The organism is Novosphingobium sp. PhB165, assembly GCF_004341845.1.
GTDB lineage: Bacteria > Pseudomonadota > Alphaproteobacteria > Sphingomonadales > Sphingomonadaceae > Novosphingobium.
In genome coordinates, this window is record NZ_SLVB01000005.1 from 388,042 (window position 1) to 406,010 (window position 17,969).

At 64.6% G+C, this 17,969-nt stretch carries 16 protein-coding genes and 1 riboswitch; of the genes, 7 read left to right on the forward strand and 9 right to left on the reverse strand.

Translation table 11 applies throughout. The features are described from left to right. Positions 1–437 precede the first annotated feature (437 nt). On the forward strand, positions 438–1,055 hold the full coding sequence (gene ssb / locus EDF56_RS16280) for a single-stranded DNA-binding protein (RefSeq protein WP_132389260.1): 618 nt from the start codon (positions 438–440) through the stop codon (positions 1,053–1,055). Between the two features lie 97 nt (positions 1,056–1,152). Here ssb and EDF56_RS16285 read toward each other — a convergent pair whose 3' ends face one another. After that, complete coding sequence (locus EDF56_RS16285) at positions 1,153–1,374, reverse strand: hypothetical protein (protein ID WP_132389262.1); 222 nt, start codon at positions 1,372–1,374, stop codon at positions 1,153–1,155. Positions 1,375–1,475: 101 nt separating this feature from the next. Next, positions 1,476–2,687, reverse strand: a complete 1,212-nt coding sequence (locus EDF56_RS16290) for a TetR/AcrR family transcriptional regulator (RefSeq protein WP_165912220.1) — start codon at positions 2,685–2,687, stop codon at positions 1,476–1,478. A 188-nt stretch (positions 2,688–2,875) separates the two neighbouring features. Here EDF56_RS16290 and EDF56_RS16295 point away from each other — a divergent pair, with 188 nt between their 5' ends. Further along, entirely contained in the window at positions 2,876–5,185 is a 2,310-nt protein-coding gene (locus EDF56_RS16295) for a TonB-dependent receptor (protein WP_132389266.1), read from the forward strand. Between the two features lie 25 nt (positions 5,186–5,210). Continuing rightward, complete coding sequence (locus tag EDF56_RS16300; protein WP_132389268.1) at positions 5,211–6,095, forward strand: tyrosine-protein phosphatase; 885 nt, start codon at positions 5,211–5,213, stop codon at positions 6,093–6,095. 625 nt (positions 6,096–6,720) lie between these two features. On the opposite strand, the gene EDF56_RS16305 is transcribed toward EDF56_RS16300, so the two are convergent. Then, a complete protein-coding gene (locus EDF56_RS16305) occupies positions 6,721–7,098 on the reverse strand; it encodes a hypothetical protein (protein WP_165912221.1) in 378 nt (125 codons plus the stop codon). A 214-nt stretch (positions 7,099–7,312) separates the two neighbouring features. Here EDF56_RS16305 and EDF56_RS16310 point away from each other — a divergent pair, with 214 nt between their 5' ends. After that, positions 7,313–8,320 (forward strand): LLM class flavin-dependent oxidoreductase, encoded by a 1,008-nt coding sequence (locus tag EDF56_RS16310; protein ID WP_243652640.1) that lies wholly within the window; start codon positions 7,313–7,315, stop codon positions 8,318–8,320. A gap of 6 nt (positions 8,321–8,326) precedes the next feature. Then, a complete protein-coding gene (locus EDF56_RS16315) occupies positions 8,327–9,121 on the forward strand; it encodes an IclR family transcriptional regulator (protein WP_132389272.1) in 795 nt (264 codons plus the stop codon). 156 nt (positions 9,122–9,277) lie between these two features. Here EDF56_RS16315 and EDF56_RS16320 read toward each other — a convergent pair whose 3' ends face one another. Then, the gene (locus EDF56_RS16320) at positions 9,278–10,345 is read right to left on the reverse strand and encodes a glycosyltransferase family 1 protein (RefSeq protein WP_132389274.1); all 1,068 of its coding nucleotides are present in this window, start codon (positions 10,343–10,345) and stop codon (positions 9,278–9,280) included. Next, on the reverse strand, positions 10,342–11,253 hold the full coding sequence (locus tag EDF56_RS16325) for a UDP-2,3-diacylglucosamine diphosphatase (protein ID WP_132389608.1): 912 nt from the start codon (positions 11,251–11,253) through the stop codon (positions 10,342–10,344). The genes EDF56_RS16320 and EDF56_RS16325 overlap by 4 nt, the downstream gene beginning before the upstream one ends. A gap of 225 nt (positions 11,254–11,478) precedes the next feature. Between EDF56_RS16325 and EDF56_RS16330 the strand changes: the two genes are divergently transcribed. Beyond that, positions 11,479–12,153, forward strand: a complete 675-nt coding sequence (locus EDF56_RS16330) for a response regulator transcription factor (RefSeq protein ID WP_132389276.1) — start codon at positions 11,479–11,481, stop codon at positions 12,151–12,153. 7 nt (positions 12,154–12,160) lie between these two features. Here the strand turns inward: EDF56_RS16330 and EDF56_RS16335 are convergent, their stop codons facing one another. Then, a complete protein-coding gene (locus EDF56_RS16335) occupies positions 12,161–13,096 on the reverse strand; it encodes a hypothetical protein (RefSeq protein WP_132389278.1) in 936 nt (311 codons plus the stop codon). 173 nt (positions 13,097–13,269) lie between these two features. Here EDF56_RS16335 and EDF56_RS16340 point away from each other — a divergent pair, with 173 nt between their 5' ends. Further along, entirely contained in the window at positions 13,270–13,722 is a 453-nt protein-coding gene (locus EDF56_RS16340; protein WP_132389280.1) for a nuclear transport factor 2 family protein, read from the forward strand. A gap of 9 nt (positions 13,723–13,731) precedes the next feature. Here EDF56_RS16340 and EDF56_RS16345 read toward each other — a convergent pair whose 3' ends face one another. From EDF56_RS16345 to EDF56_RS16355, 3 genes are all read right to left on the reverse strand, one after another. Beyond that, positions 13,732–14,133 (reverse strand): Rap1a/Tai family immunity protein, encoded by a 402-nt coding sequence (locus EDF56_RS16345; protein ID WP_132389282.1) that lies wholly within the window; start codon positions 14,131–14,133, stop codon positions 13,732–13,734. 183 nt (positions 14,134–14,316) lie between these two features. Then, positions 14,317–14,895, reverse strand: coding sequence for a TMEM165/GDT1 family protein (locus EDF56_RS16350; protein ID WP_132389284.1), 579 nt, complete (start codon positions 14,893–14,895; stop codon positions 14,317–14,319). 59 nt (positions 14,896–14,954) lie between these two features. Next, a riboswitch (yybP-ykoY riboswitch) is annotated at positions 14,955–15,091 on the reverse strand. 132 nt (positions 15,092–15,223) lie between these two features. Further along, on the reverse strand, positions 15,224–17,923 hold the full coding sequence (locus EDF56_RS16355; RefSeq protein WP_132389286.1) for a TonB-dependent receptor: 2,700 nt from the start codon (positions 17,921–17,923) through the stop codon (positions 15,224–15,226). Positions 17,924–17,969 lie beyond the last annotated feature (46 nt).

Sequence of the window (17,969 nt, forward strand, 5' to 3'; positions counted from 1 at the left end):
TCGAGTCGGTGAGCTGAAAGAGAGCAGGGGAATCGCGCAAAGGCGCGAAGGCGCAAAGATGCCGAACCGCGCCGCAGGCTCTCTCCAACCGGCCATTCGACCGATGCCACTTACGAGGGAAGCGCGGCTGCGCCGCGAGCGCTTCATCTTCGCGCCTTTGTGCCTTTGCGCGAAATCTATTTTCCAGTTTCGCGCGGAGGCGCGGAGACGCGGAGAAATTCTAGCCGGACGCTGCCGCATTTTGCCCTCCAACCTTGCCGCAGCTGCTCCTATCTAGAACAGGACGGAAGGCCGCCACGCGGCGCGACATTCCTCCGCGTCTCCGCGCCTCCGCGTGAAATCCATTTTCGATTGGGGAAACGCGGCGCATCAGACTCGCGCCCGGGCGCCCCATTCGCTACCCCATTCGCCAAGATTCAGAAGAAAGCGATTCCATCATGGCAGGCAGTGTCAACAAGGTCATTCTGATCGGCAACCTGGGTGCCGATCCCGAGGTGAAGTCGTTCCAGAACGGCGGCCGCATCGCCAACCTGCGCATCGCGACCTCCGAAAACTGGAAAGACCGTGCAACCGGCGAACGCAAGGAGCGCACCGAGTGGCACTCCGTCGTGATCCAGAGCGAAGGTCTCGTCGGCGTGGTCGAGCGGTTCCTGCGCAAGGGCTCGAAGATCTACATCGAAGGCCAGCTGCGCACCCGCAAGTGGCAGGACCAGAACGGTAACGACCGCTACACCACCGAAGTCTCGGTCGGCGGCGTCGGCGGCGTGCTGACCATGCTGGACGGCGCCCAGGGCGGTGCCGGTGGCGGCGGCGCTCGCAGCGGCGGTGGCGGCTGGAACGAAGGCGGCAGCAGCGGCGGCGCGTCGGGCGGCTTCGGCGGCGGCCGCTCGGGCGGCGGCGCGCGCAGCGGCGGCGGTGACGACTGGGGCCGTTCGGGCGGTTCCACCGGCGGTGCTGCGGGCGGTTCGTCTGGCGGGGGCGACGATTGGGGCCGCACGCCCTCCTCGTCGGGCGGTGGCTTCGGCGACGATCTCGACGACGATATCCCGTTCTGAGATCGCCCTGCATTGCAGACATGAAAAAGGCCCGCATTCGCAAGAATGCGGGCCTTTTCACTGCCCGTGCTGCTATCGGTGACGGGTTATTGCCGCGTCAGGGGCACTTGGCGAACTTGCCCTTGTTTGGGCCGGAGGTGTAACGGCACTTGCCGTCCTTGCCCTTGGCCGTTGCGGCGGCGGGCGGCGCCTTTTGGGCGGAGGCAGTCGGACACTTGACGAACTTGCCATGGGCATCCCGGCAACTGCTGGCGGCCATCGCCGGGGATGCGCCCAACAGTCCTGCAACAACGGCGATCGCGAATATCTTGCGAATCATAGCTGCTCTCCTTCGGCCGCACCCGTCGTGCGGCAGACGGTGCCCCCCGCCGGCTTTCGGCTTCCTGAACTGCCGCTGCGGGGTTTCCCGCGCGTGAAACGTCAGGAAGGGGCGTGCAGTTCCCTGATAAGGCGCTCGATCTCGTCCAGGCTGGCGTCGATTTCGGCAACGCTGCGCCCGATCAGCGCGCGGCGCTGTCCGCTTATCAGGCTTGAGTAGATCGCGGTGTCGAGCGGTGATAGCTGATCGCCCATCGCGCCAAGCCGGGCTGCCAGTTGCAGGCCGCTGGTACGGCCGCGCAAGTAGCGCAGCTGCGGCCCGAAAGCGATCAGCGCGGGATCGCGCGCGACGGCCAGCGTCAGTTCCTCGATCGCGAAAATCCCGCGCGGCTGCGAGGGAAAATCGCGCCATGACGCAATGATTTCGTCGCGCGCGGGTGCCGGGTGCACGCTTTCGCGCACGACCTCGGTGATGCCGAGGTAGATGGTTTCGAAGGCCGCTTCCGCCAGATCGGAACTGGTGCGGAAATTGTACGAGACAACGCCCAGCGTCACCCCCGCGCGTGCGGCAACGGCCCGATGGGTGAGGGCGGACACTCCGCCATCCTCGACAACCGCGGCGGCGGCCCGGGCAATGGCGGCGGCAGTGGCGCTGCGGCTCGGCGCCGCAGGCGTGGCTTCGGCAGCGGTTTCGCGCGCGAGGCGGCGCCACGGCGTTTCGGCGGTCAGTTTTCCGTTCAGCCAGTGGCCCCAGCCGTGGCACAGTTCGCCAAGCGCGGCACGGTCGATGGTCGGATGCCAGCGGATCAGGTGGAGCTGCGCGGTGCCTTCGAACATGTGGCCGGTGACCGCGCCAAACGCCCCAAGCCCGGCGCGATGGCAGATCTCGCGCCAGAAATGGCTCCAGATATCGCGCCATCCTTCGAGCGGGGGCAGATAGGCGGCATCGTCATAAGCGAGCAGGTGACACTGCGCCCAGGCGAAGGCGAGCGGGCGCGAATCGCGCGCCCAATCGTCGATGAGCAAGGCCATCATGGCCGCCAGCGCCTCTGGCCCGCCACCTTCGGGCCAGCGGGCCAGATCGTCGAGGCGATGTGAACACCAGTTGCGCGCGGCCTTCAGGGCATGGTCTTGCGCGGAGTGGAACAAGTGTTCCATTGATCCGAAGTGATGGTAGATGCTGGAAGTCGGCAGCCCGGTTGCACGGGACAAGTTGCGCGCGGAAATCGCGGCATGACCTTGCGTGGCCCACATATCAAGGACCGTCCCGATCAGGCGCTCCTGCGTCGAAAAATCTTGGAAAACAGCATCCATGACGTGAAGTGGCTCGTCGTCTCTTTCATGCGCGGCCTGTATCGGCGCTACAGGGTGTACCATGCCATAGGTGACAGCCGTGCGACAACCGTAACCGACAGGGTGTCTTCAAACCTCAATACAAGTGTAACGGCAGCGCCATACAGGCGTTCTAGAGGCCCCCTCGACAACAGCTCAGGGGCTTGCACATGTCCGTTCGTATTCCGCATTCCTTCCGTTCCGCCGCGCTTGCCGGTACCGCGCTTTCGGCACTCCTTCTCGGCGGCGCCGCGCATGCTGCGGACGTTCCGGCCGATGCTGCCGCTCCTGCCGCAGCCGATGCCGCACCCGCAGCTGAGGGCGCCGACGGTGAAGGCGGTTCGGGCCTTACCGACATCGTCGTTACCGCGCAGAAGCGCCAGACGAACCTCCAGACCACGCCGATCTCGATCTCTGTCGTCAATTCGCAGGATCTTCAGAACCGCCATGTCGTCTCGCTCGAATCGCTGGGCGATGGCTCGATCCCCTCGCTGCGCATCGCGCCGATGTTCTCGCGCAGCTCGGCCCTGACCGTGGGCATGCGCGGCGTCGGCACGCTGGGCGATGCCAACCAGCCCGCCCGTGACCAGGGCGTGGGCGTCTACATCGACGGCGTGTTCCAGGGCCGTGCGCAGGGCCTGGGCTCGGCGCTCTACGACGTCGAGCGCATCGAAGTGCTCAAGGGCCCGCAGGGCACCCTGTTCGGCCGCAACACCGAAGGCGGCGCGATCAGCATCGTCACCAAGAAGCCCAGCGGCGAATTCGCGGCGCGCGGCAGCGTCGGCGTGGGCAACTACGATTCGCGTGAAGCCAGCCTGCACGTCGATCTGCCCAGCTTCGCCAATATCTCCGTCAAGCTGGACGGCGTGATCAACACGCGCGGCGGCACGGTGGACAACCCGCTCGCCAGCGCGCGCGATTTCAACGCCTACAACAAGAAGGGCGCGCACGCGGCTGTTTACTGGGAACCCAGCAGCAACTTCAACGCGCTCTATTCGTTCGACATTTCGCGCGACGAGACCACGCCGTACTACCTCCAGCTGCTGAGCAAGACCACCGGCCCGCTGCTGCAGATGCAGGACGAACGCGCCGATACCGCCAACATCGGCGTGCCGCAGCCCTGGGCGCTCGGCAAGACGCACGGCCACCTGCTGACGCTGGACTGGACGATTTCGCCCGAACTGGAAGTGAAGTCGATCAGCTCCTACCGCCAGCTCAGCCAGACCCAGAACGACAACGGTTCGAGCAACCTTGGCGTCTTCATCAAGGGCTACAGCAACAACACCGCGTTCAGCCGCTTCAGCCTCGCCGATACCTGGCAGAAGCAGTACAGCCAGGAACTCCAGCTGATCGGTACGCTGAAGGAGCTGACCTTCGTGACCGGCGCCTTCTATTACCATGAGAAGGTCAACGACAACGCCTGGACGCCTTACACCAACCAGTGGAACGCGGACGGCACGGCCTATACCATTCTCGCCACGCCGACCTCTTCGATCCCGTTCCCCGACCGCGCCAGCCATGCGAAGACGGAAAGCGTCGGCGTGTTCGGTCAGGCGACCTGGACGCCCGAGATGCTGAACGAGATCGTCCACCTCACTGCCGGCGGCCGCTATACGCATGACGCCAAGACCGGCGGTCTGGACGAAGTGAACGGCGTGGCCACCGACTACACGCTCGACAAGTCGTGGGATCATTTCGACCCGATGGTGAACCTTGCGGTCGACGTGGCGCCGGACGTGCACGTCTACGGCAAATACAGCACCGGCTATAAGGCCGGCGGCGCCAACAGCCGCTCGCTTACTTATCGCGCCTTCAACCCGGAATCGGTTGCGACCTTCGAAATCGGCGCGAAGACCGAGTTCCTCGACAACCACGCCCGCTTTAACATCGCTGCCTATACCTCGGCCTACAAGGATATGCAGATCGACTTCAACGCGCCGGTCGCCAACACCACGCGCGGCACGATCGAGACCACCAATGCCGATGGCAACGGCCGCATCAAGGGCATCGAAGCCGATCTGACCGTCACGCCGCTGGAAGGGCTGACGCTGAGCGGCTCCTATGCCTATACCGACGTGCACCTGCCGCCCGCGCCGAACCCGTTTATGGGCAACGTGTTGACCCCGGTCTACGCGGTCTACACGCCCGACCATGCCGCCAGCGGCGCCGTCGATTACCAGCTGCCGGTGGACAACGCCTCGCTGCACTTCCACCTCGACGGCAACTATTCCTCGGGTCAGTACTCGATGGCCAACGATCCGACGAAGACCGGTTCCTCGTTCGTCGTCAACGGCCGCATCGCGCTGGGCGACATGGAAATGCCCGGCACCGGCGCCAAGCTGGAACTGGCGGTCTGGGCCCGCAATCTCTTCAACGAACAGCATACTTTCGTGAAGGCCAACGGCGGTGCGTCGCTCGGCTACTACGGCATCTTCAACGACCCGCGCACCTTCGGCGTGCAGGCGACCATCCAATACTGAGCCTGAGAGAACATAAGGAAAAACAATGAAGATCCGTCAGATTGCCATCCTCGGGGCAGCGCTTGTCGCGCTGTCCACCCCGGCTTTCTTCGCCGCCCAGGCCGCCGGTGAAGCACCCGTCACCGCAGGCGCTCCTGCTGCGCACCAGCGCCTGCTGCCGCTTGAAGGCGGCCGCAACTTCCGTGACCTTGGCGGCTATCGCACTGCCGACGGCCACACCGTGAAGTGGGGCCTGTTGTTCCGCTCGGGCTCGATGGTGGATCTGACGGCGGGCGATCTTGCCTACCTCAACAAGCTGGGCCTCAAGACCGTCTGCGACTACCGCGACAAGAACGAGCGCAAGGCCGAGCCGATGCCGTGGGCGGCCGGAACCGGCCCGACCATCTTCGCCGACGACTATGACGGCATGGCGATCGGCCTGATGCCCAAGGACATGGCCAAGATCACGCCGGAAGGCGCGACCGGGATGATGGCCAAGAGCTATCCGATGATGCTCAAGACTTTCGGGCCGCAGTACAAGCGCATGTTTGCGCAGTTGCTGGCGGGACAGGCGCCGCTGGCCTTCAACTGCTCGGCCGGCAAGGACCGCACCGGCGTTTCCGCCGCGCTGCTGCTCACCGCGCTGGGTGTGCCGCGTGAGACGGTGATCCAGGACTACCTGCTCACTAACCAGTACCTCCCAGCGGCGATGGCCAAGGCGAAGACTTCGCCGAATGCCGCTACCGGACAGGCCTTCCTGTCGCTGCCGCCTGCCGTGCAGTCGGCGTTCATGAAGGCGGACCGCAGCTATATCGAGGCCGCGCTCAGCCAGCTCGACGCGCACCCGGGCGGCGCCATGGGCTACTTCAAGGACGAGATGGGCATGGATCAGGCGCAGATCGACAAGCTGCGCGCGATGTACCTCGACTGATCGAGGGGAACTTCCCGGGCGGGCTTTCGCATGGGGGCAGGGGTGTGATTACCTTGCGTGGTTTGCCCGGGAAGTTTCAGGAAATGCACGACCTTTCCAGCGTGACCTCCCGCCCACACACCGCTCATCCTGAGCTTGTCGAAGGATAGGAGCCTCAGCGCCACGCCGCAGAGGGCTTCGACAAGCTCAGCCTGAGCGGGATTGGGGGCAGGTCGGAAAAAGCAAATCGGATCACGCGGAGACGCGGAGGCGCAGAGATGTCGCTCGGGGCCGCGATCTCGCCTTCTTCATCCGACACTGCGGCAACCGCTGCCTTGGAGCGGGAAACGACTTCTCCCGAAGCGCTACACCTTTGCGACTCTGCGCCTCTGCGTGAACCCATTTTTCTTTTGCGCAGTGTTCGATGAACAGAGGAAACTGCCTCACTTTCTCACGCACCGCTCATCCTGAGCTTGTCGAAGGATAGGGGCCACAGCGCCACGCCGCAGAGGGCTTCGACAAGCTCAGCCTGAGCGGGATCGAAACGATGGTCGGGAGGAGAGGAAAGCAGTGATGTCCGTTTTTTGAAGCATTGCGGCACCGTGCCGAAGGGCTGATGTGTTGGGGATTCGGCCAATCTACTTTGCTATGAGTAGCCGATGCCGAGTAGTTGAAGGACGTGAATGCCCTTTTGACTCAGATCGATAGATGTTCCGGTCATCGCGATAGGATCAGGCCGACTGCCTTCCAAGGCTTCGCGCAACCGTCTTTGCCATTCTGTTTTAGGAATGGGTTCGAACGGATGTCGAACTGCTGATAATTCAATAAGCTCCCGTTCAGCCAGATAGAACAAGCTCTGAACAAAGGAGCCGCGTTCAAACCGCGAGATTGTCGCGTCAATTTCGAACAGGGATCGTGGCCCGTCTCTTAGTTCATCAAGGACATAGACGACTGGATTCCAATCCATAAATCGCTTCCCCTCAAATACTTCAGATACGGTATCAAAACTGCCGATATTCCACAACGAATGTCGGCGTTGTTGGCGGATCCGGAACAGCAGTTATCCGGCAGAAAGTCCGCATCCCGGACATAATCCAATCCGCCTCGCACCTACCGCAACAGCCCGCTCGTCCTGCCGTTGCTCCCTCCCGAAAAGCATCATCGCCCCGGCGCCCCGGCGCCTGATGTTCCGTCCGCTCGCCGCACGCTAGGCTCTCCCCGATTACAGGAGAGTATCAGTGCGCGAATTGGGCTTCGGTTATCTCTACGACATGCGCAACCCGGCACCCTGGCGCCGCTCGCCCGAGGCGCTTCATGCTGAAGTGCTCGACGTGGTTGCCGAAACCGAGGCGCTTGGCTTCGATGGTGCGTGGGTGCCTGAGCATCACCTTGCCGAGGACGGCTACATGACCTCGCCGATGGTCATGCTGGCGGCGATTGCCGCGCGCACGAAGCGGATGGCGCTGGGGGCAGGGATCGCACTCGGCCCGCTTTACGAGCCGTTGCGCTTTGCAGAAGACTGCGCGGTGCTCGATGCGATTTCCGGCGGACGGCTCCGGATGGGCCTCGCCATCGGGTACCGGGCGCGCGAATATGCGGCGCACGGGCTCGACTTCCGCAAGCGCGGCGCGCGGTTCGATGAGTTCCTGCACGTGGTGCGCCGTCTCTGGGCGGGCGAGACGGTCGATTTCGCGGGCGATCACTTCCGGCTGGAAGGCGCGCGGGTTGCCGCGCTCTCAAGCCGGGGGCAGGTGCCGCTCTACATCGGCGGCTTCGCGCCCAAGGCGATGGAGCGCGTGGCGAAGTATGGGGACGGCTACTTCGGCAATGCCGATGTCTGGCCGCTCTATCGCCAGAAGCTGGAGGCGCAGGGCAAGGATCCGGCCGAGGCGAACGTTTGGGTGCAGGAACTGATGCTGGTGGTCGCCCATGACAAGGCGGCGGCGATGGACGAACTGGCCCCGCATTTCCTTCATGTCGCCAATTCCTACGCCGCATGGATGGCCGAGGACGGGGCGATCGGCATCGACGATCCGGTGTTCAAGCCGTTGACGCTCGATGCTTTCAAGGCCAGCGGTACGCTGCGCATCCTCACTCCCGACGAGGCGATCGATCATTTTCGCGGGCTGCGCGAAGCTGCGCCGGTCGAACATGCTACGATGATGATGCCGCCCGGGCTTCCTGCCGAGCGCTTCCTTGCCTATGCGAAAGTCTTCGCGGACGACGTCATTCCCGCGTTTCGGTAGGACCAGATGAACGACACGGTGCAGGAGGGAGAGCGACGGGCGGCATCGCCGCAGTCGGTGACGCGGGTGATCCGCCTGCTCGAAGTGCTTTGCGCCAGCAGCGAGCCGGTCTCGCTGGCCGATCTCAGCCGCCGTCTCGCCACGCCCAAGAGCAGTCTGGCGGCGTTGCTGCGGGGGCTTGCTGACGAAGGGTTCGTGACTGGACTGGACGGTGCGTGGCGGCTCGGGCCGGGCGCCTTCGGGCTGGGCAGCGCGCTGACCGAGGCGCGGCGACGGCTGCAAAGTTCCGACCTCATCCGCGACGGCATGCGGCGCCTCAGCCGTGCCAGCGGCGAGACGGTGCTGCTCGGCGTCGGTGAGCCGCAGGGCGACAGCATGACCTATGTCGACCTTGTCGAGAGCAGCCATGTCGTGCGTTATCTTGTCAGCATCGGCGACCGTAGGCCGTTCTACGCCACGGCGGGCGGGCGGGCGCTCTTGGCCACGTGTTCGCCCGAGGCAGTGGACAGCTATCTCAAGCGGCTGGTCGCCCAGCGGCTGGCGCCGACCACGCAGGTCGACCGGGCGGCGCTCAGGGCAGAGATCGGCATCGCGCGGGAGCAGGGCTTTGCGCAGACCGTCGATCAGGCGGCCGAGGGCGTCACCGGCACGGCGGCCGTGATCCGCGATGCGGCGGGGCAGGTCGTTGGGGCGCTGGTGATCGCCGCACCGACCGCGCGGGCACGGGATCGGCTTTCCGAACTGGCGCAGATGGTGGTGGCGGAAGCGGCGCTGATCTCGCGCAGTCTGGGGTTCCGATAGCGCATCAGCGGTACGGTCGGGCGAAATCAGCTCTAACCTCGTCGTCCCCCGAAGGCGGGGACCCCGCTTTTCTTGGCGAGCGAGCCGAAAAGATAGCGGGGCCCCCGCCTTCGCGGGGGCGACGGAGTAATGATCGGAAAGTCCTGATCCGCTCCGTCAAGCTGCGCTGAGCAGCCCGCGATCGCCTTCCAGCGCCGCCGTCAGCGCCGCGAGGAACTGGTCGGTCGCGCGTTCCCATGAGAACTGTGCGCCTAAAGCCGCTGCGTCTGCCCGGTCGATCCGCAGCGCCTTGCGGATCGCGACGGCAAGATCATCGTCCACCGCTCCGGCGGGCCGATCCAGCGGCTCGTCGACGCCGCAGCCATGATGGCCGAGGATGTCGACCGGGCCCGTCACCGGGAAGGCGGCGACCGGCGTGCCGCAGGCCAGCGCCTCGATCACCACGAGGCCGAAGGTATCGGTCAGGCTGGGAAACACGAAGCAGTCGGCGGTGCGATAGGCGCTGGCCAGAACCTCGCCGCCCAGCGCGCCGAGGAACAGCACGTGCGGATAGCGGCGGCGCAGGCTTTCGAGCGCGGGGCCGTCTCCCACCACAACCTTGCTGCCGGGCACGTCCGCGTCGAGGAAGGCCTCAAGGTTCTTCTCGGGCGCGACGCGGCCGACATTGAGCAGGACCGGGCCGGGCAGGGCGGTCATCGCCGGATGGCGCGGGCCGTGGGGGCGGAATTGGCCGTGGTCGATGCCCCGGCTCCAGCGCCGGGTATGGCCGATGCCGCGCTCGCTCAGTTCCTTGGCAAGGCTGGCGGTGGAGACCAGGACGGCCTGGCTCGGCGCGTGGAAGCGCTGCATGATCGGCCAGAAGCGTTCGGCGCTGATCCCGGTGCGCACGGCGGCATATTCTGGAAAGCGGGTATGGAAGGCCGAAGTGAACGGCACCCCGCGGGCGAGGCACCAGCCGCGCGCAGCCCAGCCGATCGGGCCTTCGGTGGCGATATGGACGATGTCCGGCCGCGTCCGGTCAAGCATCCGGCGCACCCCGAAGCGCGGGGCCATGGCCAGCCGGATCGAGGGATAGCCGGGCATCGGCACGGTCAGGAACTGCTCGGGCGTCAGCGTTTCGACCTGATGACCGCGCCGGACCAGTTCATCCAGCGTGGCCGAGAGCGAGCGGACGACGCCGTTGACTTGGGGAAGCCAGGCGTCGGTCGCCAGCGTCAGCTTCACTCGGCGGCCTCCGCCAGCGCATCGGCTGAAACGGTGTGGCCTCCTGTTTCGGCGATCCAGTCGATGATCGAGATATGGCCGCTGGCATCTTCGACCAGCGCGGTGCAGCTTTCCACCCAGTCGCCGTCGTTATAGTAAGTGATGCCGCCGAACTGGCGGATCTCGGCACAGTGGATGTGGCCGCAGACCACCCCGTCGAACCCGCGCGAGATCGCCTCGTTCGCGACAGCTTCCTCGTAGCTGCACACGTACTGGACGGCGTTCTTGACCTTCTTCTTCATGTAGGCCGAGAGCGACCAGTACGGCAGCTTCAGGCGGCGGCGCACCGCGTTGAACACGATGTTGGCGCGCAGCAGCATGCCGTATGCCTTGTCGCCCAGAAACGCGAGCCAGCGGGCATAGAGCACCACGCCGTCGAAAGCATCGCCGTGGGTGACCAGCAGGCGGCGGCCGTCCTTGGTTTCGTGGACCGCTTCCAGCACCAGTTCCACGCCGCCGAAAGTGAGGCCCGCATAGTCGCGCAGCATCTCGTCATGGTTGCCCGCGACGAAGACCACGCGGGTACCGCGATGGGCCATCTTGAGGATGCGGCGGATCACTTCGTTGTGGGCGTCGGGCCAGTACCAGCCCTTGCGCAGGCGCCAGCCGTCGACAATGTCGCCAACGAGGTAGAGCGTCTTGCATTCAATGGAGCGCAGGAAATCGACCAGCATCTCGGCATTGCAGCCGCGTGTGCCGAGGTGGACGTCGGAGATCCACACGGTGTCGTACTTGCGCTTGGGGCGGAAGCCCTTGGGATCGGGCAAATCGAGCCAGGCGGGAATCTTGCCGCCGGGTTCGCCGCCGCTGTCGTTGCCGACAGCAAGGCCCGTGGTGCGTTCGAAGAGTGCCTGCACGTCGTTGCGCATCGTTCCAAAACCCCCGTTTCGCTGTGTCATATTTGGCATCTTCGCGTTGCGCGGGCGTGACGGTTGCGGGTCAATTCGATGACAGGAAATTTGTGTCTCTGTGCCAACTGCCGGCAGGCTTCTGTTTTGACGGCAGTATTGTCCGAATTGTCACGTGATCGTCACAGTCACCGGGCAATTAGCCGCGCGTGCCCCTGAACATCGGGGCAAAAAGGCGCGGGGGCCATGCAGCGGATCGACATCTTCCTGACCAGCGAACTCTCCGGGGGGCTCGCCGCCTTCCGGCATGACGACTTCGATGTCGTGCTGCACCGCTGGAGCGACTTTGCCGAGCTTCCGCTGCTGGAAGGCGCGCTCTGGCTCTTTATCGACTGGGTGCTGCCGGAAATGTCGGGCCTTGAACTGTGCCGCCGCCTGCGCGCCGATCCGCTGACGCAGACCGCGCACGTGACCATGGTGCTGGAGGAAGACAACCAGGAGGATCGCAAGCGCGCGCTGCGTATGGGCGCGGACGACTATATCGTCGGCCCGCTGACCCGCGCGACGCTGCTGGATCGCGTGCTGGGCGCCAGTATCGGCGAACAGGAAAGCACCGGTCTGCGCGTGCTGGCGCAAGGCGAACTGACGGTGGACGTGGCCGCGTTTCAGGCCCGCTGGCAAGGCAAGCCGATCTCGCTGATGCCCAACGAACTGCGCTTGCTGCGCTATTTCATCGAGCATCCCGGCCGCGTGTTCACCCGCACCCAGCTGATCGCCGCGCTCGGCAAGCAGGAACCGGCGGTGGACGAGCGCACCGTGGACGTCTGGATCGGCCGCCTGCGCCGCGCGCTCAAGGGTGTGGGGGCGGGCAATCCGCTGCGCACCGTGCGCTCGTTGGGGTACGTTTTCGACACGGTATGAGCGGGGCTCACGCGCCCAGCTTGATCTTTCCTCTGGCTATCCGGCGGAAGACCTCGGCCGGGTAGAACTCCTGATTGTCGCCCCAGTAGGTTTCGCCGGCGACATCCCATTTTTCGAGCGACCAGACCACGGTGTGATCGGTGTAGCCGGTGAACACCAGCCCGGGCTCGATGATCCCGGTCGCGGTGATCTGCCGGCCCATGGTGTCGGTGCCTTCGAAGACCACGCGGCTGGGTCCGAAGTGGCCGTATTCGAGCACCGTGCGCTTGCCCGATGCGAGTGACGCCATGACGCCGTCCCGCATCAGGAAGCCGCCCATCGTCTGCACTTCGCGGGCCTTGCCAATACATAGCGTCAGGAAGCTGCCGCTCTCGCCGATGCCCCAGAAATAGCCACCGGTCGGCCAGTGCTCGGTGTCGTAGGGGCCGGACGAACAGTCCCGCATGGACCAACAGTCAATTGGATAGAGTTCGCTGCCGCGCCGGATCGTGCCGGTCATCCGGCCTGGCTGCTCGATATGATAGGCGGCGGTCTTTGCCTGATCGGGATCGCCGGTTTCCATCCGGTGATGCGGGCCCACGGCCTCCCAGAGGAGATCCATGCGGAACCCGTCCCGGTCGTAGTCGATCTTGTACCGCCGCAGCGGCTCCACAACCTTGACGGAGAGCGAATTGCGGGCCGTTACCTCGAACTTCCCGGCACCATCCGGGATCGCCTGCAAGTGGCTCCAGTTGTAATAGAGGCAGTTCCACTGCGTGGTTCCGGTACGATCCCACAGCACCGGGCCGCCGTTCAGCAGGCCCATGTTGGGCCGGAAGAAATGCTGGATCAGGCCGTGAATGCCGCGTTCCGGGATCGAGACGGAGAACCAGCTGTTCTCGTTCCAGTAGGGATTGTCGTCAGCGCCGTCGCTGAAGCGGTCTGCGGCGGGAAGTTCGGTCACCTGTCACATTCTCCGGTCTCGAAAGCGAGCCGGAACTCTCTGCGCGCATTGGCCGGTCAGGCGAACGCATGCCCGGGAAGGCTGTCTTGACCATGCGTGCAGCGCGGCCGGATCGGGCTCGACCTGCCGGAAGGCGCGTTCGTACTGCGGATCCCGTGAGGACGGAGGCAATCTTGGACAGAATAGCAAGGCTGGAAGCCATCGAGGACATCCGCGCCCTCAAGGCGAAATACTTCCGGTGCATGGACTGCAAGCTGTGGGACGAGCTGCCCTCTGTTTTCACCCGCGACATGACCGTCGTGACCCCGGCGGGGGACATCTATTCGGAAGGCGGGGCGAACTATGCCGCCAGTCTTCGGCACAGTCTGGAGCATGCAGTGTCGTGCCATCAGGGGCTGACGGCCGAGATCGAGATCGTCGATGCGGCGAATGCCCGTGCGATCTGGGCGATGCAGGACGTGATCGAATGGGAAGATCGCCATCCCCGGCAGGGCTGGAAGAGCATCCTGGGGCGCGGCCATTATCACGAGACCTACCGCCACGAAGACGGTGCGTGGCGCATCGCGACCTTGAGCCTGACGCGGCTGCGGCTCGATATCGAATGGCCGGAAGACGGCGCTCAATAGGCGGCTTTTTTACTTCTTCTTTTTCGTCGTTGCCGCAGCTGCCGGTTTCGCGCCGGGGCAGGCCCATGCCTTGCGCGTTGCTGCATAGACTTGCGAGGAGGCGGAGGCGTTGCGGGTCTCCGGATTGTCGCGCAAGTAGGCGACCGTGACATCCTTGAGCTGGCTGATCGTCACGTCCGGCGGGATGCAGCTCTTGAGCTTGGCGGCTTCCCGCGTGGTGTTGAAGGCATCGACCGCGCCGGTGATATAGGCGAGGCACTGATAGGCGCTCTCGACATAGCCCTTGTCGCCCTTTTCGGCGGTGCAGACGTCGTAGAGTTCGTTGCCGCTGTAAAACCCCGCATCGGCGGCCACGGGGATCAGCCCGAAAGGCACCACGGCGGCGATGCAGGCCAGGTATCTGGGTTTCATGCGCGAGTCTCTCCAGCCAAGGTGCAAACACTTGAGGCAAATGGAGAGCCCGTCAATAACCGCTCTGCGGCGATGGCATCCGACGGCGCGGAAAATGCGGCCATCGAATGATAGACAGAGCATGATCCGCTTCCGTTTGAACGGATCATGCTCTGCTTGCACCTCACGGCGCGGGTGGACCTATCAGCCGCCCAGCAGGCCGGAAGTCTGGGCCAGCAGCCAGAGGCCGATCACCAGGAACAGCAGCGCGGCCACCGTGCGGACCATGCCCAGCGGAACCCGCTTGATAAGCGCATCGCCAAGGAACACGGCGGGCACATTGGCGATCATCATGCCCAGCGTGGTGCCGGCCATGACCGGCAGAACGCTCTGGAAGCGGGCGCCCAGCGCAATCGTGGCGATCTGCGTCTTGTCGCCCATTTCGACCAGGAAGAAGGCGATCGCGGTCGTCAGGAAGGGGCCGAAGCGGCTGGGCTTGGGCGCTTCGTCATCATCGAACTTGTCGGGAACCAGCGTCCAGGCGGCCATGGCGATGAAGCTGAAGGCAATCAGGTAGCGGAACCAGTGGCCCTCAAGGAAGGCAGCGGCCTGTTCGCCGACCAGTGCGGCCAGGAAGTGATTGGCCAGCGTCGCCACGAAAATGCCGCCGACAATCGGCCAGGGCCGCTTGAAACGCGTGGCAAGGAGGATGGCGAGCAGCTGGGTCTTGTCGCCGATCTCGGCGAGGGCGACGACGGCGGTCGACGTAAGCAGGGCTTCCAAGGCGAATTCTCCGGGCCGGGCGACAGACAAGACAATAGCGCGGCAGAACCCGCCCGGCCGGACGGAGCTGCAACGCCATTGGTCTCGCCCGGACGGTCTTTTCCGTCCTCCTGTGCGCCACGGTCTCTCGACCAAGTATGTTGACGACAGGTCCCGCGCGGGAAACGCGGGCGGCTACTCCCCAGATGACGCCACGCCCTTACCCGGGGGCGGGCGTGGAGGCAAAAGAAAAAAGACGGCGGGAAAAAGAGGGCCCGGTCGCGATGGTCGCGGCCGGGCCCTTCAAGGATAGTCCGGAGGGTCAGGGTCCTCCGGGTGAGAGAAGCGATCAGAACTTGGCCGAGGCCGAGATCGTGAAGACGCGGCCAAGGTCGTACGTGTTGTAGTCCACCCGGCCGTCTTCCATTTGCTGGTATTCCTGATGACCGCGACCGGTGAGGTTGCGGCCTTCGAACTTCAGCTCGATTTCCTTGTTCTCGGAGAGCCTGATGCCCTGCCGCACCACCAGATCGATGGTGAGGCCCGGATTCTCGACCACGTCCGGCTGGCCGGAGTTGGCCAGACCGCGGCTGACCGCGCGCTTGCTGGCGTAGTTGAACAGCAGCGTCTGCTGCGAGAGGTGGTCGGTGTCCTCCAGCCCGATCTGCACGTTGCCGATATGCTTCGACTGGCCGGTCAGCGGGGCGCCGTTCATGAAGTAGTCGGTGGCGAGCGAGGTGGCGGTACCGGCGCCGTAGATCCGCACGGTATCGGTATCGGAGACCTTCAGTTCCGACTTGGTGAAGGTGTAGTTGCCGAGCAGCAGCAAGCGGCGCGTCTCGAAGAACTTGCCCATGCTTTCGAGGCGCACGTACTTCTGCGCTTCCAGTTCGACGCCGTAGAGGTTGGCCTTGGGCGCGTTACCGTAAGAGGTGATGAAGCTTTCCGAACCGGTCAGGAACGATTCGATCGGCTTGTTGATGCGCTTGAAGAAGCCGCCAAGCGACACGCGCTGTTCGGGCGCGAAGTACCATTCCCACCGGGCCTCGGCATTATAGAGCTGGCTGTCCACGAGGAACGGGTTGCCTTGATAGGTGCGGTTGGTGTCGGGATCGAAGTACGGTTGATAGAGCAGCTCGCGGAACTGCGGGCGGGCGATGGTCTTGGACGCGCTGGCGCGGACCTGCATGCCGGGCTGGACTTCGTAAGTCAGCGTCAGCGCGGGCAGGAAGTACTCGTTCTTGAGGTCGGTGGGCTGCGAAGCCGCCTGGCCGACCGGGCGCAGGATCGTCGAAAGCTTGGCGTATTCCCAGCGCACGCCAAGGTCGAAACTCAGCGCGTCGGTGATCTCGCCGTCCAGCTTTCCGTAGAAGGCGTGGTTGAGCAGCCGCGAATCGAACACCGAAGTCGCCGCATCGGGCTCGCGCAGTTCGAGGCCGTAGTTCACGCCGTTGTCGATCAGGTACCAGGTGCCCGGCTGGAGCAGCACGTCAAGGCGTAGCAGGCCGAAGTTCGAGATCTGGTTCTGGTCGCCATAGGCATAGACGCCCAGCGAACGGCGGGAATTGGTGCGCGAGTTGATCTGGTAGGAATAGCCCACCGTACCCGTCCAGCCCGGCACGAACATGTGGCTCAGGTCGGCCCCGGCGGACCACACGTTCTCGTTCAGGCGCGAGAAGGTGATGGTCGTCGGCTCCTGATTGCCATTGCCCAGCCGGTTGACGAAATCGGCACCGAACTGGTCGGTGTCGGTATTGGTGCGCAAGTATTCGGCGGTGATTTCGAACGGGGCGAGGCGCTTGGAGTTGGCGTAGCCGGCGCGCACGTCGATCGTGGTGTTGTCGGCCGGTTTGAATTCACCGACGAACTGGGTGTCGATCAACTGGCGTTCGTACCAGGCCGTGGTCTGGTTCATGTAATCGGCCTGCGCGTTGTTTTCGCGGTGACCGATGCGCAGGCCCGTGTGCTTGTCGGTGTCGTGAATGTACACGTTGGTCCAGCGGATCGAGTTCTCACCCCATTCCAGACCGAGGCCCAGCAGGGCATTGCCGACAATGCGGTTGTCGGTGTTCACTGCGGTGAAATCCTCGAACAGCTGCTGGGACGTCAGGCCCTGCGCGCGCTGCTGGGTGATCTGCTTGGTCTGCGTCTTGTTCGAGTACCCGGCCGCGCCGATCACGCCGAGAGTACCCCAGCCGAGATCGAACTTGGCGCCGGCCGACAGGTCGGCGGACCAGTTCGGCTGGGTGTGGTCGACCCGCTGGATCACCGCGTTGCGGCCGTTGACCAGCAATCCGCCCAGTTGCTGGGCCAAGTCGCTGGTGGGATTGATGACCTGATCGCTGTTGAAATAGTCCTGCAGGGCCGAGGGGATCGAACGGTTGCCGTTGTCCCAGCCCGTCCAGTCGGTCTTCGAGCCGTAATACGTGTAGCTCAGCTGGTTGGTCGTCTCGGTGTCCCAGCCGATGCCGCCGCCGATTTCCAGGAAGTTCTTGTCCGGAATCGCCTTGGTGGTGAGGTTGATCACGCCGCCGCCGAATTCACCGGGGAAGTTCGCCGAATAGCTCTTCTGCACGAGCGAGGACGCCACGATGCTGGTCGGGAAGAGGTCGAGCGGCACCACGCGCTTGAGCGGTTCGGGGCTCGGCAGGGGGGAGCCGTTGAGCAAGGCCAGCGAATACCGGTCGCCAAGGCCGCGCACATAGACATAGCCGTTGCCCACCACCGACAGGCCGGTGACGCGGCCGAGCGCGCCGGCAATGTCGCCTTCGCCGGTGCGGGCGATTTCCTCGGTGGAAAGGACCGAGATCACCTGCGGCGCGGTGCGCATCGCGTTGCGGCTGCGCTGGCCGGTGACGATGATGGCGCCGCCGGGCACCGAGATTTCGGGAGCCTGGCCTTCCGCTTCGGCCTCGGTTTCAACCGATGCGGAGGGCGGGGCGGGGCTCTCGGGAGCGGGAGGTGTGCTGCTGTCCTGTGCCCACGCCAGCGACGGCGTGAGGATCGTGGTGGAAAGCAGCAGCAACGAGGCGAGCCGCGGCTTGGTCATGTCTGGTCCCCCTGGAACGCGTAGGATGTCGTTGAGGCTTTGGAGT